At 35.4% G+C, this 22,747-nt stretch carries 19 protein-coding genes, 1 pseudogene and 1 other annotated feature; of the genes and pseudogenes, 14 read left to right on the forward strand and 6 right to left on the reverse strand.

From position 1 onward, the window contains the following. The first annotated feature begins 29 nt into the window (after positions 1–29). Genes argJ through NSU17_RS13575 form a run of 3 tightly spaced genes read left to right on the forward strand, consistent with a single transcriptional unit; the run spans position 30 to position 3,119 of the window. Positions 30–1,250: a bifunctional ornithine acetyltransferase/N-acetylglutamate synthase gene (gene argJ, locus NSU17_RS13565; protein ID WP_340705257.1), complete on the forward strand. Its 1,221-nt coding sequence runs from the start codon at positions 30–32 to the stop codon at positions 1,248–1,250. Then, positions 1,213–1,992: an acetylglutamate kinase gene (gene argB / locus NSU17_RS13570; protein ID WP_340705258.1), complete on the forward strand. Its 780-nt coding sequence runs from the start codon at positions 1,213–1,215 to the stop codon at positions 1,990–1,992. The genes argJ and argB overlap by 38 nt, the downstream gene beginning before the upstream one ends. Then, a complete protein-coding gene (locus tag NSU17_RS13575) occupies positions 1,989–3,119 on the forward strand; it encodes an acetylornithine transaminase (RefSeq protein WP_340705259.1) in 1,131 nt (376 codons plus the stop codon). Before argB ends, NSU17_RS13575 begins: the two co-directional genes overlap by 4 nt. A gap of 56 nt (positions 3,120–3,175) precedes the next feature. On the opposite strand, the gene NSU17_RS15990 is transcribed toward NSU17_RS13575, so the two are convergent. The 3 genes and pseudogenes from NSU17_RS15990 to NSU17_RS13580 form a co-directional block, all read right to left on the reverse strand. Next, positions 3,176–3,385: an IS3 family transposase gene (locus NSU17_RS15990; RefSeq protein WP_445684081.1), complete on the reverse strand. Its 210-nt coding sequence runs from the start codon at positions 3,383–3,385 to the stop codon at positions 3,176–3,178. Between the two features lie 9 nt (positions 3,386–3,394). Beyond that, positions 3,395–3,580 (reverse strand): annotated as a pseudogene (locus NSU17_RS15995) (IS3-like element ISEnfa5 family transposase); the annotation flags it as partial. A gap of 264 nt (positions 3,581–3,844) precedes the next feature. Continuing rightward, complete coding sequence (locus NSU17_RS13580; RefSeq protein WP_340705260.1) at positions 3,845–6,694, reverse strand: transglycosylase domain-containing protein; 2,850 nt, start codon at positions 6,692–6,694, stop codon at positions 3,845–3,847. A 121-nt stretch (positions 6,695–6,815) separates the two neighbouring features. Then, positions 6,816–7,006 (forward strand) — a binding site (T-box leader). 117 nt (positions 7,007–7,123) lie between these two features. On the opposite strand from NSU17_RS13580, the gene tyrS reads away from it, so the two are divergent. After that, entirely contained in the window at positions 7,124–8,392 is a 1,269-nt protein-coding gene (tyrS, locus tag NSU17_RS13585) for a tyrosine--tRNA ligase (RefSeq protein WP_340705261.1), read from the forward strand. Positions 8,393–8,711: 319 nt separating this feature from the next. Then, entirely contained in the window at positions 8,712–8,903 is a 192-nt protein-coding gene (locus tag NSU17_RS13590) for a hypothetical protein (RefSeq protein ID WP_340705262.1), read from the forward strand. Between the two features lie 194 nt (positions 8,904–9,097). Here the strand turns inward: NSU17_RS13590 and rpsD are convergent, their stop codons facing one another. After that, positions 9,098–9,700, reverse strand: a complete 603-nt coding sequence (gene rpsD / locus NSU17_RS13595) for a 30S ribosomal protein S4 (RefSeq protein WP_016837096.1) — start codon at positions 9,698–9,700, stop codon at positions 9,098–9,100. Positions 9,701–10,121: 421 nt separating this feature from the next. Between rpsD and NSU17_RS13600 the strand changes: the two genes are divergently transcribed. Further along, positions 10,122–11,972 (forward strand): sensor domain-containing diguanylate cyclase, encoded by a 1,851-nt coding sequence (locus NSU17_RS13600; protein WP_340705263.1) that lies wholly within the window; start codon positions 10,122–10,124, stop codon positions 11,970–11,972. A gap of 44 nt (positions 11,973–12,016) precedes the next feature. Here NSU17_RS13600 and NSU17_RS13605 read toward each other — a convergent pair whose 3' ends face one another. Together NSU17_RS13605 and hisJ are read right to left on the reverse strand one after the other, a co-directional pair. Further along, on the reverse strand, positions 12,017–12,496 hold the full coding sequence (locus NSU17_RS13605) for a GAF domain-containing protein (RefSeq protein ID WP_096551553.1): 480 nt from the start codon (positions 12,494–12,496) through the stop codon (positions 12,017–12,019). An 8-nt stretch (positions 12,497–12,504) separates the two neighbouring features. Beyond that, positions 12,505–13,299 (reverse strand): histidinol-phosphatase HisJ, encoded by a 795-nt coding sequence (gene hisJ / locus NSU17_RS13610; protein ID WP_340705264.1) that lies wholly within the window; start codon positions 13,297–13,299, stop codon positions 12,505–12,507. Between the two features lie 140 nt (positions 13,300–13,439). On the opposite strand from hisJ, the gene ezrA reads away from it, so the two are divergent. The 8 genes from ezrA to tpx all read left to right on the forward strand — a co-directional run bounded on the left by ezrA (position 13,440) and on the right by tpx (position 22,711). Further along, positions 13,440–15,146 (forward strand): septation ring formation regulator EzrA, encoded by a 1,707-nt coding sequence (gene ezrA, locus NSU17_RS13615; protein ID WP_340705265.1) that lies wholly within the window; start codon positions 13,440–13,442, stop codon positions 15,144–15,146. Positions 15,147–15,370: 224 nt separating this feature from the next. Then, a complete protein-coding gene (locus tag NSU17_RS13620; RefSeq protein WP_340705266.1) occupies positions 15,371–16,510 on the forward strand; it encodes a cysteine desulfurase family protein in 1,140 nt (379 codons plus the stop codon). 5 nt (positions 16,511–16,515) lie between these two features. Continuing rightward, on the forward strand, positions 16,516–17,724 hold the full coding sequence (gene thiI, locus NSU17_RS13625; RefSeq protein ID WP_340435896.1) for a tRNA uracil 4-sulfurtransferase ThiI: 1,209 nt from the start codon (positions 16,516–16,518) through the stop codon (positions 17,722–17,724). A 112-nt stretch (positions 17,725–17,836) separates the two neighbouring features. Beyond that, on the forward strand, positions 17,837–18,046 hold the full coding sequence (locus tag NSU17_RS13630) for an alpha/beta-type small acid-soluble spore protein (protein WP_016837103.1): 210 nt from the start codon (positions 17,837–17,839) through the stop codon (positions 18,044–18,046). 181 nt (positions 18,047–18,227) lie between these two features. Next, entirely contained in the window at positions 18,228–19,814 is a 1,587-nt protein-coding gene (gene mbcS / locus NSU17_RS13635; protein WP_340705267.1) for an acyl-CoA synthetase MbcS, read from the forward strand. A gap of 464 nt (positions 19,815–20,278) precedes the next feature. Next, complete coding sequence (gene sppA, locus NSU17_RS13640) at positions 20,279–21,280, forward strand: signal peptide peptidase SppA (RefSeq protein ID WP_340705268.1); 1,002 nt, start codon at positions 20,279–20,281, stop codon at positions 21,278–21,280. A gap of 13 nt (positions 21,281–21,293) precedes the next feature. Next, complete coding sequence (locus NSU17_RS13645) at positions 21,294–22,073, forward strand: RDD family protein (RefSeq protein WP_340705269.1); 780 nt, start codon at positions 21,294–21,296, stop codon at positions 22,071–22,073. Positions 22,074–22,207: 134 nt separating this feature from the next. Next, positions 22,208–22,711 carry a thiol peroxidase gene (gene tpx, locus NSU17_RS13650; RefSeq protein ID WP_340435880.1) on the forward strand — a complete coding sequence of 168 codons (504 nt, stop codon included), beginning with the start codon at positions 22,208–22,210 and terminating at the stop codon, positions 22,709–22,711. Positions 22,712–22,747: the final 36 nt, after the last annotated feature.

The following is a 22,747-nucleotide window of genomic DNA, read 5'->3' on the forward strand; positions in this document are numbered from 1 at the left end:
TTGCGTTTGATAGAAATGGAGGAGAAAAAATGGAATCTATAGTAGAGATGAAGCTATCAAGTAAAAATATTGTATCACCGAAAGGGTTTAAAGCTGCTGGAATCCATTGTGGACTTAAACATAAGAAAAAGGATTTAGCACTTTTATATAGTGAAGTACCAGCGAGTGTTGCAGGCGTATTTACAACAAACAAAGTGCAAGCTGCACCGATTAAAGTAACGAAAGAAGTTGTTTATGAAACGAAAAAAATGCAGGCGGTAATTGTCAACTCTGGTAATGCCAATGCTTGCACAGGAAAACAAGGGTTGCTTGATGCTTATGAAATGCAAAAATTAGCTGCAGAAAAATTAGGTATCGATCCTGAATTAGTGGGAGTTTCTTCTACTGGAGTTATCGGTGAGATGCTAAAGATGGATTACATCCGTGAAGGTGTGAAAAAAATTGAGATAGGAAATACATTGGAAAATGGCATCGATTTTGCACAAGCAATTTTAACGACAGATACGGTCATGAAAAACACAACTTATTCCACAACTATCGATGGAAAAGAAGTCGTAATTTCAGGTACAGCAAAAGGTTCTGGAATGATTGAACCAAATATGGCGACGATGCTTGGATTTATTACAACAGATGCGAATATCGAATCCGATGTATTACAAAAAGCGTTATCAGAAATTACAGACTTAACTTTTAACTGTATTACAGTTGATGGAGATACTTCAACTAACGATATGGTATTGGTGTTGGCGAATGGTTTAGCAGGGAATAACCCATTAACACCGGAACACCCAGACTGGAACAATTTTTATAAAACTTTACAAATGGTTGCAGAAGATTTGGCAAAAGCAATTGCACGAGATGGAGAAGGCGCAACAAAACTAATTGAGGTAGAAGTAGATGGGGCTGTTTCAGATGAAGAAGCACGAAAAATTGCAAAAGCGGTTGTAGGCTCTCCATTAGTGAAGACGGCGGTATTTGGTTGTGACGCTAACTGGGGACGCATTATTGCGGCTGTTGGTTATAGTGGAGCAACAGTTGACCCAGACAAAATTATGATAAAAATTGGTGATAAAAAAATGGTGGAAAATGGTGAACCCGTTCCATTTAATGAAGAAGAACTAATAAAAATTTTAAAGGCAAATGAAATAAAAATTTATGTTTCATTAAGTCAAGGAGAAGGACACGGGTTTGCATGGGGGTGCGATTTATCTTATGACTATGTACAAATCAATGCAAGCTACCGTTCGTAAACGAATTGTCATTAAATTAGGTGGAAGTACATTAGAAGGCTTAAATGAGGCCTTCTTTTCCAATTTTAAAACATTACAAGAAGAAGGGTATGATATCATCATTACCCACGGCGGAGGTCCGGCCATAAACCGAGAATTGGAAAAAAGGAAAGTTTCATCGCATAAAATAAATGGTATTCGAGTAACAAATAGAGAGGCAATGGGAGTTGTTCAGTCGATTTTAATTGGCCAAGTGAATCCGAAACTCGTTTACGATTTAAATCGAGCAGGCATTCAAGCAATCGGTATAAACGGATTTGATATGAATCTTCTTCAGTGTGAATTACTAGACTATGAAACTTATGGATATGTGGGAGAAATAAAGCATATAAATACTGATATTATCGATATCCTTACCACAAAGAAAGTGGTGCCGGTCATTAGTTGCATCGGCGTTTCCAAAGAAGGACAAGGATTGAATATTAACGGTGATACAGTAGCTAGTGAAATTGCGTTGGCAGTAGGTGCTGAACGTTTACTGCTTGTTACCGATGTAGCTGGAATTCGCATTGGTGGAAAATATCAAAAAGAAGTTACACCTGAACTCATTCATCGGTGGATTGAAGAAGGCGAAATTACAGGGGGGATGATACCAAAAGTAGAGGGAGCGATTCAAGTATTAAAAGCAGGCATCCCGAAAGTAGAAATCGTTGATGATACGTTAACAGGGACAACAATAATCAGTAAGGAGTTAGTAAAATGAGTGCACTTTTTAATACTTACGCAAGAAGACCCATTGCTCTTGTTGAAGGGAAAGGGACCATCGTCAAAGATCAAAATGGCAAAGAATATTTGGATTTTACAAGCGGAATTGCTGTATTATCATTGGGTCATGCTCATCCGGAACTTGTCAAAACAATTCAGGAACAAAGCGAGAAAATTTGGCATACTAGCAATTTATATCAAATACCGGGTCAGGAAAAACTAGCGCAATCACTCGTAAAGGATACACACTTTTCATACGCATTTTTCTGTAATAGCGGAGCAGAAGCAAATGAAGCGGCTATTAAGCTCGCACGTAAACATACTGGAAAACACCATATTATTACCTTTCAACAATCATTCCATGGCCGTACATTTGGTTCAATGAGTGCAACAGGACAAGGAAAAATTCATAACGGTTTTGGTCCGTTAGTGGACAAATTTACGTATCTACCATTTAATGATGTGGATGCATTAAAGAGTGTAATTGATGATACAGTTGCTGCCATCATGCTTGAAGTCATTCAAGGTGAAGGCGGGGTCAATGCGGTTACCGATGAGTTTGCTGAAGCTATTCAAGAGATTTGTTCAGAGAATGGAATTTTATTAATCATTGATGAAGTTCAAACAGGAATCGGTAGAACAGGTACCCGTTTCGCCTTCGAACAAACCCCTTTAAAACCGGATATTGTGTCAATAGCTAAAGGACTCGGAGGAGGATTTCCAATCGGTGGTATATTAGGAACAAAAGAATTGTTTGATACTTTTAGTCCAGGTACACATGGTACAACTTTTGGAGGAAATCCGTTAGCTGTTGCTGTTGCTCAAAAAGTTATTGACATTGTATTCCAACAAGAATTTTTAGATGAGGTAAAAAAGAAATCAGATTATTTTGGTGAAAAGTTAAAAGCAACTTTCCATAATGGAGAATTTAAAGTTAAAGGTAGAGGGTTATTGATTGGTTTAGAAGGGGAAAATGAAGTGGCGCCAGCTATTAGTAAACTAGAAGAAGCTGGTTTATTAGTTTGTTCGGCTGGTACAAAAGTAATTCGATTATTGCCTCCTCTAACGGTAAGCTATGAAGAAATCGATCAAGCCATCGACATTTTAAAAAAGGTATTCGCATAAAAAGAAAGGGTGAACTGCTTCCTGTCAAGTAGACAGTGTAAAAAATAAAAATGTTACTAAGCGGCTTGAGCCCTGTATTCTAAGGGACTTAAGCCGTTTAATTTTTTCTGATAACGGAAATTGTTATAAAAATAAATATATTCATCAATCGATTGTTTCAGTGCTTGATATGAATCATAGGTATTCAAATGATATTTTTCACATTTGAATTTACTCCAAAAGGATTCAATTGGAGCGTTATCGATGCATTGACCCACACGAGACATACTTTGTGTTCATTGTGCCTCGTCTATGATATCCTTATATTTTTTGGACGTATATTGGAATCCTCGATCGAGTGGATGTTCATCAGGTTTCAGGGTTTGGATTGCTTTTCGTATGGTTTTAAAAACTAATTGATTATTATTGGAATGACCCAATTCATAACTCACAATAGAACCATCATACAAATCAATAATGGCACTTAAAAATGAATCAGTTTTAACATGAACTCTTTAGGATACTTGTAAAAGGTCATAATGAAAGCCCCCTATTAGGTTAGATGAATTTTTATTTTTTCATCTGTCTACCTAATAGGGAGCATATCACTTTTTTTCAGACGCCCTCACTTATTTTTTTATAACACTTGTTCCTGCGATAGTGTTACAATTGGCGTCTTGAAATCATTTCAGACGACGTGTTTATAAATGATGATGTGGGTTGCCATTGTTGTGGAATAACAGTTTTTATTGATGGTTCTGGTCATTTTCTTCTTTTTTAGTTTCATTTTGTTCGTTGTCGTTTGGTTGTTCGTTTTCGTTATGATCGTCCTTAGGATTTTCTTGTAACGGTTCTCCTGCTTGCACGTTGGAAATGGCGGATTCTAGTCCCGTAATATCAACTGCGACGACTCCGTATTTTCCTTTTCCAACAGTAATGCTGCGAGTATCACTTTTAACGGAAGCGATTAATTTTTTACCGCCGTCGGAAAGGTCGTAAACACGATAACCGACAACGTCATTGGAAGCGGAAGATGACCATGATAAAACATTTCCTTTAATTGTTGCATTTACTGGTTGAGGTGCAACTTGGTCTGCGTCAAAGCTCTTTGCAGATGCAACTCGGATTGATTGTTTTCCTAAGAGTTTATCAGGATTTCCGCCGAGACGGCCTAGTAATTTATCAACAAATTCTTTATTTAATGAAATTCCGCTAGAAGTATAAGTAAATTCAGGTGGTGTTGAATCCAAAGCAAGATAAGATTCACCGTTGATGTTAACCGTTCTCGTTTCAGATGAGATGAAGCTATTATCTACTTTGGATGGAACAAATTTACGAATAAACAAGTCATTTTGTACTAAACCAGCATTACTACATGTGTTTGATGGCGCCATTCCTGAGATGCCACAGAAGGATGCATGTACGACATCTTTCGGTTGTTGGAATCGCTCTTTCGTACCAATGAATTCTGGTTTTGCATTATAAGCCGCATTCATTAAAGTTGCCCATAATAAATTTACACGAGTACTTGGTTGGAAGTATACATTGTTAAATTGATATAAAGTTCTCGGTTGGTCATAACCTAACCAAACCCCTAAAGAAACATTTGGATTGTATCCAACGAACCATACGTCTTTGTATTCTTGAGTTGTACCTGTTTTTGCTGCAAAGTCAGATGAGAATTTTAATGTACTGCGTGCTCTAGTACCAGTACCATATTCCAATACATCTCTCATCATATCAGTAATGATGTATGATGCTTCAGGGGAAAACACTTGAACTGGCTCTGGAGTGTGATTGTAAATAATATTGCCGTCTACATCTTCTATCCGATCAATCATATAAGCGTCAATAAATTTCCCGCCATTTGCAAATGTGGCAAAAGCGTTTGTATTTTCTTCCACTGTTGTTCCGTATTCTAATGCTCCGATAGAAGTAGCTAGATTAACAAAATCCCCTTCAGTTAATTTTGAGAATCCCATTTTCTTTAATAGCTCAGCAGGTCTTCTGTCGATAATTTGGTCGTATAAACGGATTGCTGTTAAGTTTTGAGAGTGAGCTAATGCTACCCTAGCCGGTATGATTCCCCGCTCTTCGTTTTGGATATAGTTAGTTGGAGCCCAGCCTTTATACTTGAATTTGACGTCAACAACAGGACTTCCTGCGCCAATCACACCATATTCGATCGCTGGACCATAAACAAGTAGCGGTTTCATCGTTGAACCATTCGGACGATATGCTTGAGTTGCATGGTTTAACTCGGTAATTTCAAAGTCTCTTCCTCCAACAAAGCTCAATATTTTTCCTGTCTTATTTTCGATTAGTATACTGCCTACTTGCACAGGAAGAGGGACTTCAACTTCTTGTTTTGTTTCTGGATCAATTTCTGTTTTCGTAAAAGTATGACCATAATATTGGAATTCCTTTGCTGCATTGTTCATTGCATCATATAAGTCTTTATCGATTGTCGTATATATGCGGTAGCCGCCTGAACGTATATCTCTGTCCGCAAGTATTATATATTTTTCGTAAAGATTTTCCTCTTCATCAAGACGTTTAGGATCGATGCCGTCTTTTTCAGCTAATACTCTTGCCATAATTTCTTTTGCTCGGCGTTCGATTTCAAAAGTTAGATATGGGTAATTTAACGTTTGTGATTCTGGTTCTTTGAAATCTTTTGTAATGTCATAGTTGAGAGCTTCTTGATATTCCTCTTCTGAAATATAGCCAACTTCTTTCATTCGATATAAGACGGTTTTCATTCGTTCGATTCCAGGTTGTAAACCTTCTGGACTTTTTAGTTGTCCTTTTTGCGTATAAGGAGTATGAGCAAAAGGTGCTTGTGGAATTCCGGCAATGTATGCAGCTTGCGGTAAATTTAAATCCTTTGCACTTACACCAAAAATTCCTTTCGCCGCTGTTTCCACTCCTGCAATATTCCGGCCAGAAGCATTTCTGCCATATGGAATAATGTTTAAATACGCCTCTAAAATTTCATCTTTTGTCATAAAATGCTCAAGACGGAATGCAAGCAACAATTCTCTCGCTTTTCGTTCGTATGACACTTCATTCGTTAATATTTGGTTCTTAATAAGTTGCTGCGTTAAAGTAGAACCACCAGTTTGGGTTGAAGCATTTGTAAAGTCTTGAATTAATCCTCGAAGTACCGCTTTTGGCACAATCCCATTGTGCTCATAAAAGTATTCGTCTTCCGTTGCAAGGACTGCCTGCACTAAAAGGGGTGAAACTTGATCAAGCGTTGTTTCTTGTCGATCTAAATCTGTACGAACTTTGCCTATGTAAATATTTCCAGCAAAATACATTTCACTAGTTTCTTCATAGTTATAAATTTGTTTACGCATTTCTTCCTTCGTATGCAGAGGCTCGTCTTTTACTAATGAAGCAAAATAGCCTACCCCAATGGAAAATACAAATACAAAGCTGGTTAGAAAAAGTATCAAAAAGACGAGTCCTAGATTCCAAAGCACACTTAATGTAATGCGCAACTTACTTGTATCTTTAGATGTAACGATCGTTTCAATTTTTTCGTTTATTCGTATTAGTTTATTGATAAATTGTTGAAGCCACTCTCTCACTCAATCCCCTCCTAAAATCTTGTATATTATAGCACAATTCTATATAATCGGAGTATAGTTGTTGACAATGAAAATTTTACGAGTACAATATGACTTATAGTTTTTTATGATTTACATATATTTTCAAGCGTTGAAGAGATTGAAGTAGTGTTTTCATTCACTGTGTATTAGAGAGCTAGCGGTTGGTGCAAGCTAGTCATAATGAAGACATGAATTACGTTCTTGGAGCTTGAACGTTTTCCGCGATAAGGATGAATGAGTGGGAGATAGTTTCTCCAAGCTGGGTGGTACCACGTGAATAGCGTCCCTGCATGCATGATTGCATGCAGTTTTTTTTATTGCAAAATTTCTTCGACCTAAATTTGGTAAAATATGTATTGAACACACTATCCCTTTTCATTAATAAATACAAAATAGGAGGAATCAAGTATGACAAATGCGTTATTAGAAGATTTAAAATGGCGTGGTTTAATATATCAGCAAACTGATGAAGAAGGATTAGAAAAACTATTAAGTGGAGAAAAAATATCATTATATGTAGGGGTGGACCCAACAGCTGATTCCATGCACATTGGTCATATTGTGCCACTACTGACACTGCGTCGTTTCCAACAAGCAGGTCACAAACCTGTATTACTTGTTGGTGGGGCAACAGGAATGATTGGTGATCCATCTGGAAGATCTACAGAACGCCAACTTCTTACAAAAGAACAAATAGAAAAAAATGTTAATGGACTAAAAAAACAAATGGAGCGCATTTTTGAATTCGGTGATAGTGAAAACAGTGCTATTTTAGTGAATAACTATGAATGGATTAGCCAAATGAATGTCATCGATTTCTTGCGTGATTACGGAAAGCTTATTAATGTTAATTACATGCTTGCAAAAGATACCATTGCCTCTCGTCTTGAATCAGGTATTTCATTTACTGAATTCTCTTACACTTTATTGCAAGGTATTGATTTTAATTATTTATACGATCATTACAATGTGCGATTACAAGTTGGGGGTTCAGACCAATGGGGCAACATTACAACAGGTCTTGAAATCATCCGCAAAACCCATAATGAAGAGGCTAAGGCTTACGGTATTACAATGCCGCTTGTTACAAAAGCGGATGGCACAAAATTTGGTAAAACGGCAAGCGGTGCAGTTTGGTTAGATCCTGAGAAAACTAGTCCATATGAATTTTATCAATTCTGGATTAATACAGCTGATGCGGATGTTGTTAAATATTTAAAAATCTTTACGTTCTTAAGAAAAGAGGAAATTGAAGCTCTTGCTGTATCTGTGGAAGAAGAACCACATTTACGCAAAGCGCAAAAGGTATTAGCAGAAGAAATGACAAAACTAATTCACGGCGAAGAAGCGCTCGAAACAGCAAAACGCATTACAGATGCACTATTCTCAGGGAATTTAAAATCACTATCTGCCAGTGAAATGAGAGATGCATTTAAAGATGTACCTACTGCAGAAATCGCGAAAGAAGACAAAAATATTGTAGATTTACTAGTAGAAGCAAATATTTCGCCATCAAAACGTCAAGCAAGAGAAGACGTAGCGAATGGAGCCATTTCTATTAATGGAGACAAAGTAACTGATGTAAATTACATTGTTGGTAGCAAAGATCGTTTAGACGATGAATTTACAATTATCCGACGTGGTAAAAAGAAATATCATATGGTTAAATACGTTTAATACTTGATAGAAATAAACGAGTAGGCTTGATTGACAAATGATGTCAATCAAGCCTTAATTTTTGTCCTTTTGAAAAAAATTCCACCCCATTAGATAGTAGATATAATGGGGTTTTGAAATTTTCTTTCATTAAGACTTACTTATTAATACCAAAATAGTAATAATGCACTTAATTCTGCATAATATTTTATTGACATGTTACGAAACAATTAAACCAAAAAGATTAAAAAATGTAAATAAATATAATTTTGTTATTTAACAATATTCACTTTAATAATGATGGTAATTGGAATCATTCGATTTATTGAATGTTCCATTTATGATTAATTTATTTTTAATTTATACATGTTATGGAATCTTATTGTCTCTTACAGCATTTTTCCAGCGAGTATATACTCAAGGATTAAAACTGCATGGGTCAGATGTGATGATTGCATTACTAATGGTCATGATTGAAATTGCTATATTCCGTTATTTTTTATCGCTGATTAGAGTTTCGGTGTTTATCTGATATCGAAAAAAACGTTGCCAATGGGGGAAAATTACCCGAAAGAAACATAATAGCAAAACGATTGAATATACTTAATGCCTTGGTATTAACAGATTTGTTTGTTTCACTATTAATTGAAATAAAGTTTTCCATATGAAAAAAGCCCTGAAACTTGATAACAAAGTTTCCGGGGCTTTTTGTAATAAAGCGATAAATCAGCGAGAATAGAACTCAACGATTAGAGATTCGTTAATTTCAGATGGTAATTCAGAACGTTCAGGATAACGAACGTAAGTACCTTCTTTTTTCTCTGCATCGAAAGTTAAGTATTCTGGAACAAAGTTGTTTGCTTCAATTGCTTCGTTTACAACTTGTAAGTTTTTAGATTTTTCACGTAAAGAAATTACTTGACCAGGTTTTACGCTGTATGAAGGAATATCAACACGTTGTCCATCAACAGTAACGTGGCCATGGTTTACTAATTGACGAGCTGCACGACGAGTGCGAGCAAGACCTAAACGATATACTAAGTTATCTAAGCGAGATTCAAGAAGGATCATGAAGTTTTCACCATGAACACCTTTCATTTTACCCGCTTTAACGAATAGGTTTTTGAATTGACGTTCGTTCATACCATACATATGACGAAGTTTTTGTTTTTCTTGAAGCTGTAAACCATATTCTGTTAATTTTTTACGTTGAGTAGGTCCGTGTTGACCTGGTGCGTAAGGACGTCTTTCTAATTCCTTACCAGTGCCGCTTAGTGAAATACCAAGGCGACGAGAGATTTTCCATGATGGTCCTGTATAACGAGACATCTTGTCTCCTCCTTTTGGTTTTTTTGTTGTAAAACAAAACCAGTTGTATCCGAACTTATGTGTATTTTATTTTCATGTATTTTCGCCCTAGCAGCCGTTAGGGTTACTCAATACACCTTCTAATAATCAGTGACTATTAGAGGAATAAAATACATTCACAAGTTTATACAACTGCTGCATTTATTTTACACGAAGGTAATTTTATAATTTTTTAGAACTTCAGTCAAGGGAAAATAATTGAATTGCTAATGTTTAGAGATATTTCAACTGTTTTTTTCATAACATTAATCAATGATACAGAAAAGAAAATTTTATTTTACAATATGTCTTTAAAGCTAAAATATGAGTAGGAAATTAGTTTTAAAAAATGGTATAATTATATAGTATGTTGTTATCTTGTTAGTCAAGAAAAGGTGATTTCATGTCAGAAGATCGGCTGAAATTAATGGAATTTAAGTCGGAATTATTGAACCTTTCATTTAGCTCCATCGATGATGAGCGTGATTTGAAAGAATTTATCAATATGCTTAAAAAGTGTTTGGTGCAACATTTTAATATAAAGAAATGCGATATTCTCTTCGTTGAAAATGATACGTTAAAGCAGTATAAAAGCGCAATTTCCATATTAGAACAGAGAGAGATACCGCAAATGGTCGAAGCTAGGGCTTCCATACCACCATCTTTAAAGGAGCTTTTTGACTATCGTGATTTCACTGATATGGTGTTACTCAGGGAAGAAGAAAGAGTATTCGGATTATTATTATGTCAATCGAGTCCTACTTGGAAAAAGTTTTCTGAATCAGAAGTTTTTTGTGAATTCGTCGATAACATCTCAAAATTTCTTCGAGCATTCATTCATAATTTAGAAGTACGCACGAACGAAAAGAAATTTAAAAAATTATATAGTATGACGGATTTATTTCACTCTACGATGGATATCGACATCATATTAGAAAACGTGATTACCACAATCCAAGAAAACTATTCAGAATTTGAAGTAGAATTAATATTGTCGAATGATCAAGAACAGAAGACTTCCCTTAAAATTAAACAGTTTGACTATTTAAAAGAGCGCGCTGCAACAGTTGAAGCATTTGTATCGGGTAAAATTACGATTGAAAAATCAGAGGAATTAAACAGTTGCATTTTAAACGCACCGATAAAAGGGAGACAAGCAATTTACGGTATTTTCCAAGTGAAAGCACCAATCCAATATGTATTCTCCAGAAAGGAAAAGGAATACATTGCAATGCTTACACATACGGCGGGCAATGCATTAGAAAACGCAAAATTATATCATCAATCTCATCGTTTAATCGATGATTTGCAACTAATTAATGAAACGAGTCATCGATTGAATTCAGAGCTAGATATAGTTGAAATGCTTACGTTTTTAAAGAAGCAGTTAATGAAATCTTTCCAACCTAACGAGTTATGTTTTGTGTTTGCGGAGAAGGAATGTTTTCAATTAGCAAATGCTTCTACCAGTTTATTTAAATCGGCTGAGGGCATTTTTTACATTGATTTTGTCGCAAAGCATTTTGAAAAATCGAAGGACTCTTTATTCATCGCAGATTTTAGCCGACTCATTTCAAGCGATCTGAAATTCAAGTCGATGATGGCCATACCGATGATTGCTGGACAAAAAATTATCGGCTTTAGCATTGTTTTACATGAAGACGCTTACTTTTTCTCTTTTGATAGCTTTAAATTAATGCAATCGTTAATCCATCACTCATCATTAGCGATATCGAATAATATTCTGAGACATAAATTGCAAGAAATGGTCGATCATGATCATTTAACGAAGCTTTATGCTAGAAGTTATCTTGATAAATTTGTGAATCAATCATTAACAAACGATGAAAGCGGTATGTTTTTATTGCTTGATATTGATGACTTTAAACAAATTAATGACTCATTCGGTCATCAAGTTGGCGATCAAGTATTAATTCAAATTGGAGAAAAGTTAATTGAGGAAGTTGGAAAAAAAGGGATTTGTGCTCGATGGGGCGGTGAAGAATTAAGCATTTATGTGCCAAATATATCTGAATCGGAAGCATATCATCTAGCTAAAAAAATCGTGTCGCAAATTCCAAAAATAACTGTTCCTAAAGTGACCGTTTCAGCTGGATTAATTACTTGGCATAAACAAAATCGACCGGAATATCAGCAATTATTTTTGCAGGCAGATAAAGCTTTATATGTTGCAAAAAATAGCGGAAAAAATAAGGTTTGTATTTATGAGGATGTAAGGGCTTTGAGGCCATAAAAAATTACTACGTTCGTAAAAGTTACGAAAACGTAGTAATTTTTTTATAAATATTGGATTAATGTTTGGACAAATTTTTCTAATCCCAGCTTGTCATCGTTTGTAAAGCGATTTTTCAGTGGACTATCAATATCAAGGACGCCGATGATTTCATCGTTTTTTATTAGTGGAATGACAATCTCTGAATTACTTCGAGCATCGCATGCAATATGACCAGGGAATTGGTGAACGTCTTCTACGACGATCGTTTCTCTTTTCTGTACAGCGGTACCACATACGCCACGTCCTACTGGGATTCGTACACAAGCAGGCAATCCTTGAAATGGTCCGAGGACAAGTTCACCATTTTTCATTAAGTAAAATCCAACCCAGTTGATGTCTGTTAAAAATTGATTTAACAATGCACTAGCGTTGCTTAAATTCGCAATGATATCATCTTCTCCTTCGAGTAAAGCGGAGAGTTGCTTGGATAACATGTCATATTGCTCTTTGAGATTACCTTTATATTCAGTTTTCGTAAACATAGTACCTCCTATTTGCGGAAAATTTTTTCATAATGTTGATGCAAATCATTGATTGAGTGAGCATCAGATCCAAACACAAGTGGCAGATGTATCGATTTAGCATACTCAATCATTGGGAATGGAGGGTAAGGCTCTAAACAATATTTTTTGCTTAACCCTGCGCTATTTACATCCAGTTCGTTTCCAAATGCCTTCATTTTATTTAATATTTCTTTAATGCGCTGTTCATCATCTACATGAACTTTATGGGCATGTTGAAATTTATGGACTAGTGTAGGATGGCCGATGCGACGAGGTTTATATACACCAAGGTCCACTTCAATTGATTGAATAACAGTATCATAATACAATTCATAAATCGCTTCAACACTTCCAACTTTTTCTACAAATTTCATAAATTCTTGTTCTGAATAATCGATGCAAACATATTCATCTTTCCATTTTAAAAAATGAACGGACAGGATGGCATCATCAAGAAAAGGACCAACACTATTTAATAAGTTTTTCGTTTCGTTTTCGTAACCAACAATATAATCCACTTCTAAACCTATATGAATGGTGATATCTTTTTCATATTGTTGTTTTAATTTGTGCAATGTATCTATATAAGTTGGCAATAAATCCGGTTTCATTCCGCTATCCTTTTCGGGTGTGGGATCAACAAAATTTGCTGGTAGAGGTGCATGTTCAGTAAACGTAATATCTGTAAATTGATGTTGAATTGCTTTTTCTATATATCCTTCCAGCGAATCAGCTGTTCCATGGGGACAAAAGGGAGTATGAATGTGCCCGTCTTTTTTCAATTTTTTTCAACTCCTTTTACTTTTAAATAGAATTATATTACTTTCATGAAATACTTCATTTTTTAAAACAAAAGTTTAAAAACATGGTATATTATATAACATATAGCCAATTTGCGTGAGTGTGGAATAGGAGGCTTACGATGAAGTATATCATCATTGTCATCATCGTACTATTAGCATTATTAACGTTCGGGCTAATCATCCGGAAAAAACATAATGCTGTAATAGAGCGACTGGAAAAAAAGAAATTACAAATTCAACATTATCCTATATTTGAAGAATTAACAAAGGTAAAAAATTTGAATATGAACGGTCAGACGGAAGAATTATTCGAACGTTGGCGAAATAAATGGACTGAAGTGGTAGATGTTGACATCATCAAAATTGATTCCATGTTGTTCGATGCTGAAGAATATATTGACCGGTTTAAATTTAAAAAAGCTTCGATGATTGAAAAAGATATAGAAGATTATATTGATAAATGTGATCAAATCAAAAATGAGATCTTATCTGAATTAGAAGAATTAATTGGCAGTGAAGAAAAGAATCGCATTGAAATAGAACAATTGAAGGAACTTTATCGTTCAGCTCGCAAAACTCTTCTAGCTCATCAATATTCCTTTGGTCCTGCGATTGAGAATTTGGAAAAAATGCTAGAAGAATTTCCGAAGAAATTTGAAGAATATGATAAGTTAACTGAAGAAGGAAATTATTTGAATGCCAGAGAGATTGTTCTTTTGCTCAATGAAAAATCGAAAGAAATAAATGGGTTAATTAATGAAATTCCTGCTTTATTAACAGACATTCAAACAAAAATACCGTCCTCAATTCATGAATTAAGAAATGGTCACCGGGAAATGGAAGAACAATCCTATTACTTGCAGCATCTTGAATTAACAGATAACCTTGACCGTATTGAACAAGAATTAAAGAAATTAGAAGAGGAATTAGCGAATTTAAATATTTCTTATGTGTCGACAAGAATCCAAGAAATCAATGATGAAATCGACAATTTTTACGATTTACTTGAAAAAGAAGTTTATGCAAAAAACTATGTCGATAAAAATTGCGATAGTACATACAAAACTTTAAATGAAGTTTTGAAAGCTACAAAAGAAGTAAGTACAGAAGCAGAATATGTGCAAAATAGCTATCGTTTGCCGGAAGAAGAGGCTGAAATTCCAAAACTCGGATTAAAACAATTGGAAGTGATACAAAAAAGATTTGAAGTATTGTTATCCCGTGTAAGAGATGAAAAATCCGCATACTCAAGTTTGCAAGAAGAATTAATCGAAATTCGTAATGAAATTGAGCAAATTCAAGAGGTACAAGATCAGTTTTCAAACCGGTTAAAGAATTTGCGAATTGATGAAAATAAAGCTCGAGCAAAACTTCAGTCTTTAAAGAAAATCCTGCAAGAAACAGACCGGATGTTACATAGAGCAAACATTCCGGGTATACCAGAAGAAATGGATGCTCGCTTAGAAGAAGCAGAAGAGCAATTATTTATTGTTATGCAAAGCCTCCAAGAAGTTCCGTTGAACATGAATTTGGTAAATAGCAATTTAGATCAAGCGGAAAAATGTATTCAAGATGTGCAAAAACATGCTAAAGAGATGATCGAAAATGTGATGTTAATAGAGCGTATCATTCAATATGGAAACCGATATCGTTCAAATCCAAGGGTCCATGAATTGTTACTTCAAGCGGAAGAATCGTTCCACAATTTCCGCTATGTAAAAGCTTTGGAAGAAGCAGCAGAAGCTGTGGAACTGGCGGAACAAGGAGCAATTCAACGCATTCAAGAACTCGTTCAAGAAGAAATGTTCGAAAAAACGAAACATTAGTTTATGCACGATAAGGTTATTCACGATATAATATTAATAACAAATTGCATTATCGGAAATTGATATTGCAATTTGCTGTTATCCATTCATTTGATAGATTTTGGATGATTTTTTGATGCTAATAGTCACAATGAGAAGGTTGGTTGTCCGGAAAGTGTTCACTTTCTGAACAACCCTTTTCTTTTGAAATTGTCATAAAAATTATAAATAGAAGGTTGGTATTCATGATCTATTTTGACAATAGTGCTACAACGAAACCACATGATGAAGTATTACATACATTTCTTGAAGTAAATAATAACTATTTTGCGAATCCTGCTTCAATTCATGCCTTTGGTGTGGAAGTAAATGAATTATTAGAAGCAGCAAGAAATCAAATTGCTCACATAATCAAAACAAAACCGGAACACGTTTTGTTTACTTCAGGAGGAACAGAATCAAATAACTTTGCAATTTTTGGCGTTGCAAAAAAAAATAAGCATATTGGGAAACATATAATTACAACTGAAATTGAACACGCATCAGTGTTGGAAGCATATAAAACTTTAGAAAAAGATGGATATGAAGTCGAGTATTTATCGGTGAATAATAAGGGTGTAATATCCATAGATGAATTGTGCAGCAAACTTCGTAAAGATACGATTCTTGTTAGCATGATGCATGTCAATAATGAGATGGGAGCAATTCAACCGATTGAGGAAGCAGCCAAAATCATTCACCAACATTCTCGTGCCATTTTTCATGTGGATGCAGTACAAAGTTTTGGAAAATTGAAAGTTCAATTTAACGGTGATGTCGGACCGGATATAATAACAATTTCGGGTCATAAAATCCATGGAATAAAAGGAACAGGAATCATCGCATTTCAAAGAAAATTAAACATTGCACCACTAATTGTAGGTGGCGGTCAAGAATTTGGATTAAGAAGCGGAACTGTTCCTGTTCCACAAGTAGTTGCACTAGCAAAAGCTTGTCGAATTGAAACTGAACATCTACAAGAAAATTATGCAAAATTTAAAAAGTGGCGAGATCATCTGATGGATTTTTTCAATACTTTCGGTGATCATATTTATTTACTCTCAACTAAAGAAGGGGCGCCACATATTTTGTCTTTTAGCGTGCGAGATTTAAAAGGCGAAGTGATAATTAATGCATTGCAAAAAAGAGGTGTCATTGTATCTACATCTAGCGCATGTTCTTCAAAACAAAAGAAAACAAGCCATGTTGTCGAAGCTTTAAATGTAGATTCTCACTTTAAAGAAGGGGTTATTCGAATAAGTTTTGGCGCAAAAAATACCGAGGAAGAAATAGAACAATTTAAAGAAATTTTTAAAGAAGTTATGAAAGAATTAAAAGGAGTATAAAAATGATGCTTTGGAATGAAATATTAATACGATATGGTGAACTCACTACAAAAGGTCGAAATCGCAAAGATTTTATTCACCGATTAAAAAATAATATCAAATATACTTTTTCTGATATTGCCCCTCTGACAGTTCAAGCAGAGCGGGATCGAATGTATATTAAGCTTGATAATGAAAAACAATTTGATGTATTGATGGAAAAATTGCCTAGTGTGTTTGGTATTCAATCGTTTAGTCCTGTTGCTATATGCGATAGGGAAATTGAAAACATCCAACAGCTAGCCCAAAAAATAATGGATCGTTATAAAGATCAGCAAATCACGTTTAAAGTGGAAGTGCATCGATCAGATAAAACTTACCCACTCAAAACATATGATATACAATTAGCAGTTGGAGGATTTTTATTAAAACATAATCCAAATTTATCAGTAAATGTAAAAAATCCTGATGTGGAACTTCGAATTGAAATTCGAAAAGAAGCAGCTTATTTAATGTCTGAAATCATTTATGGTGCAGGTGGTATGCCTGTAGGTTCGAACGGAAAATCTTTATTATTGCTTTCTGGTGGAATTGATAGCCCAGTAGCAGGATATTTAATGATGAAAAGGGGCGTAAGAATTGATGCCATTCATTTTTATAGCCCACCTTATACGAGTGAACAATCATTGCAAAAAGTAAAAGATTTAGCAAATGAATTAACAAAATTTGGTTCTTCTATTCATTTACATGTTATACCATTCACTGAATTACAAGTTTTAATTAAAGATTCAGTACCAAAAGAAATGTTAATGACAACAACACGCAGAGTGATGATGAAAGTTGCAGATCGTGTTCGTGAAGAAATTGGCGCTTTGGGGCTTGTTACAGGTGAAAGTTTAGGACAAGTAGCAAGCCAAACATTAGAAAGTTTAACGGCTATCAATGAAGTAACGAATACACCGATTCTTAGACCTTTGATTTCATTCGATAAGCTGGACATTATTGATATTGCTCAAAAGATTGGCACGTACGAAATCTCCATTAAACCGTACGAAGATTGCTGTACAATATTTACACCAGCAAATCCGAAAACAAGACCAAAGATAGATCGAGTAACTTATTTCGAATCTCAAGTAGATTTTGATGAGTATATTGAACGAGCAGTGAAAAATCGCGAAATTTATACGTTGCCTGAAAAACGTATGAAAGTAGAGAAATTTAAGCATTTATTATAATTTGAATAATTTTGTACCATCGAATCGGTAATATATGAACAATTTACCTCTCACCTTTTATGTATTAATTAATAATTACAGCACATTCTAAATGCACAAGGAGGTGAGAGAGATGGCTACAAACAACAACAGCAGCAGAAATAAACTTTTAGTTCCAGGTGCAAATGCAGCATTAGATCAAATGAAATATGAAATTGCACAAGAGTTTGGTGTTCAACTCGGACCGGAAGCTTCTGCTCGTGCAAACGGGTCAGTCGGAGGAGAAATCACTAAACGTCTAGTGCAAATGGCTGAGTCACAATTACGTGGAACTCAACAATAAGTAATACAAGGCTAGTAGCGTATGCTACTAGCTTTTTTTTCTATAATTTTTTTCATTCATTCTCAAAAAAATTACTTTTTAAACAAAAATATATATACTATTTAGAATATTTTGATGATATTATTGAATATATTATCATTGGAATAATATTTTTATTTTTGAAAGTTGAGGGGGAATTTGCTTGAAAAGAGAGGATTTACTAGCTCCAGAGAAATATAATATTGCAGATGAATTCGAAAAATGGGCAAAAGATGAAAACAAAGTGGCGTTACTGGTACACCGTGAAGACGGTACGACAGAAAAAATCACGTTTGTAGAGTTATTAAAAAGAGCAAATAAAGTAGCAAATTTATTTAAAAAACATGGACTGACAAAAGGCGACGTTCTCCTTGTCATGGTTCCGCGTTCTACTGAAGCATATGCTACATACATTGGTGCATTAAAAGCAGGGATTACGATCATTCCAAGCTCTGAAATGTTAAGAGCAAAAGATATTGACTACCGCATCGAACACTCAGGTGCAAAAGGAATTGTTGCCTTCTCAAATGAAATTTCTCAATTTGATGATGTAAAATCGTTAAATGGATTAAATCTATTCGTTTACGGTGAAGCGAATGAACCGTGGATTCAAATAGAAAAAGAGCTTGAAAATTTATCCGATGAATTTAATGAAGTGCAGACGAAAAGTTCAGATGTTGCTTTCTTATCTTATACAAGTGGAACGACAGGAAATCCAAAAGGGGTTATTCATACTCATAGTTGGGGATACGCACATTTACGGACAGCAGCTGAGCACTGGCTCGGTGTAAAAGAAAATGATTTAGCTTGGGCGACAGCAGCACCAGGTTGGCAAAAATGGATTTGGAGCCCATTCTTAGCTATTTTAGGAAGCGGGGCGACAGCATTTGTTCATACAGGACGATTCGATCCGAAAAACTCCTTGCAAATGTTGCAAGATTACAAGATTAATGTATTATGCTGTACACCAACAGAATATCGCTTGATGGCGAAAGTGGATGATTTAGAATCTTATGATTTATCCAATTTAAGAAGCGCTGTTTCTGCTGGGGAACCGTTAAACAGTGAAGTAATCAATAAATTCTTAAATGTATTTAACTTACAAGTTCGAGATGGTTATGGACAAACTGAAAATACATTGCTTGTTGGAACACTCCTCGGCATGAAATCAAAACCAGGATCTATGGGTAAACCAACTCCAGGAAATATTGTGGATGTTATCAATGAAGATGGAGAACCAACAAAACCAGGAGAAGTTGGAGATATTGCAGTTCATTCTTCTACACCTGCATTGTTTAAAGGTTATTTAAATGATCCTGAGCGTACGCAAAGACAATTCCGTGGAGATTGGTATTTAACAGGTGACCGTGCATACAAGGATGAAGAAGGATACTTCTGGTTTGAGGGCCGTGGAGATGATATTATCATATCTTCCGGTTATACAATTGGGCCTTTCGAAGTGGAAGATGCCCTTGTTAAACATCCTGCGGTAAAAGAATGTGCGGTTGTTGCAAGTCCTGACGAGATTCGAGGAAGCATCGTAAAAGCATTCGTTGTTTTAAAAGATCCATCATTAAAGGATAGCCCTACCCTTGTTCAAGAATTACAAGAGCATGTAAAAAGTATTACTGCACCATATAAATATCCAAGAGCAATCGAATTTATCGACGAGCTACCAAAAACGGCTTCCGGTAAAATTCGACGCGTAGAATTGCGTCAAAGAGAAATGCAAAAGCAAGTTCTAAAATAATTAATTAAATACTTATCTATTGCATGAAGTGATATCAAAGTCAAGGGGGCGTCTGAAAAGTCATGTCAAGACGCCGCCTTTGCGGCTGTCGCACATGCTTTCGCCGCAGATAAATTGCGGCTGTCGCACATGCTTTCGCCGCAGATAAATTGCGGCTGCCGCACATGCTTTCGCCGCAGATAAATTGCGGCTGTCGCACATGCTTTCGCCGCAGATACATTGCGGCTGTCGCTAGAGTTTTCGTCGCAGATAAATTGCGACGAGGAGGCGCGTTTGATGTGACCACCGCAGGGGCAAAGTTTTTAAGAGAATATTACTATAAGAAGTAAGGCTGTTCAGAAAGTGTTCGACTTTCTGGACAGCCCATTTCTTTTATGTAATCTTATACTAGCATAGAAAAATTTATCATTTTTTTGAAACAATTGTTGTTGAAAAACGTATGTAAAGTGAAGGAGGTAAATTAGATGAATTTAAAAAGATGGATAGCGTTAGGCGCAGCAGTTTTTTTGCTGATTGCATCAATCGCAATCAATGCGTTAATGTCATTTCTCAAGAGTGACCTTTTAAGTGGATTTGAGACGCTTACGGATGTAGAACTTGCAGAGACGGTCCTCGAACCAGGGGCTTTTAATGAACGAATTGCTTTACTATCTATAGATGGAGTAATTCAAGATGTTGGTTCAAGTTCACCTTGGGTACCGCTGGAATATGATCACCAAATGGTTCTTGCTTCATTGGACCAAATTTTGGAAGATGATACAGTCCAAGGGGTTGTATTATCTGTCAATTCACCAGGTGGTGGAGTTATTGAATCTGCTGAAATTCATGAAAGATTGCTAAAAATAAAAGAAAAAGGTATTCCAATATACGTTTCAATGGGATCCATGGCTGCATCAGGTGGTTATTATATTTCCGCTCCAGCAGACAAAATCTTTGCCCATCGTGAAACAATTACGGGTTCCATTGGTGTTATCATACAAAGTTATAATTATGCAGAGCTAGCGAAAAAATTGGGTGTTGAATTTGAAACAATCAAATCCGGTCCACATAAAGATATGTTCGGTGGTACTCGACCTACGACAGAAGAAGAAAAAGCGATGATTCAAGAGATGATTAATGAATCTTACGAAGTATTTGTAGATATAGTAGAGCAAGGAAGAGGAATGACTGAAGCGGAAGTGAAAAAAGTTGCGGACGGACGAATCTTAGGTGGTAGTCAAGCGTTAAGAGCTGGTTTAGTCGATGAGCTTGGAAGTTTAGAGGATGCAATTCAGTCACTAAGAGAAGATTATGGATTGGAAGACGCTGAATTGTTCGAATATGAGTCAAATTTAGGTAGTTTCGCTTCTTTATTTACAATGAAACTGGGAACACTCTTTGGCCCTTCACCAGAAGAGAGAATGCTAATAAAATTGATGAATTCTTATGATGCACCACGATTAATGTATTTATATGGCCAATATTAAGGAGGGCTGGAATATGACGAGTTATAATCAAGATAATAACCGGAAAACTTCTGCCCATGAGTCGAATAATGACATTTTACAAAACAAACAAATGGAACAAAACTCAGCAAACGATCGAGACCAAGAGGAGCTTAAAATTGAAAATGCACACACTTCGGAAATTGCTCAAAAGTTCGTTGCAAATGAAGAAGAAATCAAAGTGGAGACAGATAAAGAAATTAAGCCTGATCAGCAAGCTGGTGTAGAGAAAGAACTAGAGCAAAAGGAAAAATTTCCAAAAACATTTTCAGAAACGGAAATCATTACAGAATATGAAGAAAAAACAGCTGGTTTTTGGATTCGTTTTTGGGCATTTATTACAGATGGTCTTATTGTTACTGCAATCGTCAGTATTTTATTTAAACCCATTTTCTATATGATGGGTTGGAATTTATCTAATTCGGTTTGGTATGCTCCTATTACGATTATTTCAGGATTTTTCTATTATGGATATTTTGTACTTATGACAAAGTTTTGGCAGCAAACTATTGGCAAAATGATTTTCGGTTTAAAAGTAAAGTCACTGAAAGAACAAAAACTATCTTGGAGTACAGTATTGTTTAGAGAGTTAGTCTCTCGTTTTATTAACAATACAATTTGGCTTCCTTATATTGCTGTTGCATTTACTCCCAAAAATCAAGGACTACAAGATTATATAGCAGAAACCATTGTGGTGCATGAAAAAGTGTATGTGAAAAATGAAAAAAAAGTTATAAAAGAAAAAATGATTGAATCAAATCATCAAACAGTATAGAGTTACTAAAACCATTCAGTGTCATGAAAATTTTAGAAGCTGAATGGTTTTTTAATTTTCAAGTTAAGTTATTTGCTTATACGTGAAGGGGTTTAGTAAGATGAAATAAGTAGAAAAGAAGGAGGAATATTCAAATGGCTGAAGTGACATTTAAAAATAATCCAGTAACATTGTTAGGAAATGAAGTGAAAGTTGGTGACATTGCACCAGACTTTACGGTGCTTGCGAATGATTTAACACCTGTAACATTAAAAGATTCTGAAGGTAAAATTCGCTTATTCGCTACTGTACCGTCTCTTGATACAGGTGTTTGTGATGCAGAAACTCGCCGTTTTAATGAAGAAGCAGCAAAATTAGGGGAAGATGTGGTTGTTTATACTGTTTCTGTTGACTTACCTTTTGCTCAAAAACGCTGGTGTGGAGCAGCTGGTATTGATCGAGTAGTGACAGTATCAGACCATAAAGACCTTTCATTTGGAAAAGCTTATGGAGTTGTAATTGAAGAGTTACGCTTATTAGCTCGTGCGGTGTTTGTTGTCGATCGTGAAGGTATAGTTCGATATGTAGAATATGTTCCTGAAACAACAAACCATCCAAATTATGAAGCGGCAATTAACGCTGTTAAAGAATTGATTTAACATACGATGGTGCAAGAAGTTCTTTTATCGTATATG

Source organism: Ureibacillus sp. FSL K6-2830, from assembly GCF_038004145.1.
Taxonomy (GTDB): domain Bacteria; phylum Bacillota; class Bacilli; order Bacillales_A; family Planococcaceae; genus Ureibacillus; species Ureibacillus thermosphaericus.

Coding starts and splice junctions, on each gene's coding strand:
- NSU17_RS13645 (WP_340705269.1), top strand. CDS start 21,294: ATGACGAGTTATAATCAAGATAATAACCGGAAAACTTCTGCCCATGAG.
- rpsD (WP_016837096.1), bottom strand. CDS start 9,700: ATGTCTCGTTATACAGGACCATCATGGAAAATCTCTCGTCGCCTTGGT.
- NSU17_RS13600 (WP_340705263.1), top strand. CDS start 10,122: ATGTCAGAAGATCGGCTGAAATTAATGGAATTTAAGTCGGAATTATTG.
- tpx (WP_340435880.1), top strand. CDS start 22,208: ATGGCTGAAGTGACATTTAAAAATAATCCAGTAACATTGTTAGGAAAT.
- NSU17_RS13630 (WP_016837103.1), top strand. CDS start 17,837: ATGGCTACAAACAACAACAGCAGCAGAAATAAACTTTTAGTTCCAGGT.
- NSU17_RS13605 (WP_096551553.1), bottom strand. CDS start 12,496: ATGTTTACGAAAACTGAATATAAAGGTAATCTCAAAGAGCAATATGAC.
- sppA (WP_340705268.1), top strand. CDS start 20,279: ATGAATTTAAAAAGATGGATAGCGTTAGGCGCAGCAGTTTTTTTGCTG.
- NSU17_RS13590 (WP_340705262.1), top strand. CDS start 8,712: ATGATTAATTTATTTTTAATTTATACATGTTATGGAATCTTATTGTCT.
- NSU17_RS15990 (WP_445684081.1), bottom strand. CDS start 3,385: ATGTCTCGTGTGGGTCAATGCATCGATAACGCTCCAATTGAATCCTTT.
- ezrA (WP_340705265.1), top strand. CDS start 13,440: ATGAAGTATATCATCATTGTCATCATCGTACTATTAGCATTATTAACG.
- argB (WP_340705258.1), top strand. CDS start 1,213: ATGACTATGTACAAATCAATGCAAGCTACCGTTCGTAAACGAATTGTC.
- thiI (WP_340435896.1), top strand. CDS start 16,516: ATGCTTTGGAATGAAATATTAATACGATATGGTGAACTCACTACAAAA.
- NSU17_RS13575 (WP_340705259.1), top strand. CDS start 1,989: ATGAGTGCACTTTTTAATACTTACGCAAGAAGACCCATTGCTCTTGTT.
- argJ (WP_340705257.1), top strand. CDS start 30: ATGGAATCTATAGTAGAGATGAAGCTATCAAGTAAAAATATTGTATCA.
- tyrS (WP_340705261.1), top strand. CDS start 7,124: ATGACAAATGCGTTATTAGAAGATTTAAAATGGCGTGGTTTAATATAT.
- NSU17_RS13620 (WP_340705266.1), top strand. CDS start 15,371: ATGATCTATTTTGACAATAGTGCTACAACGAAACCACATGATGAAGTA.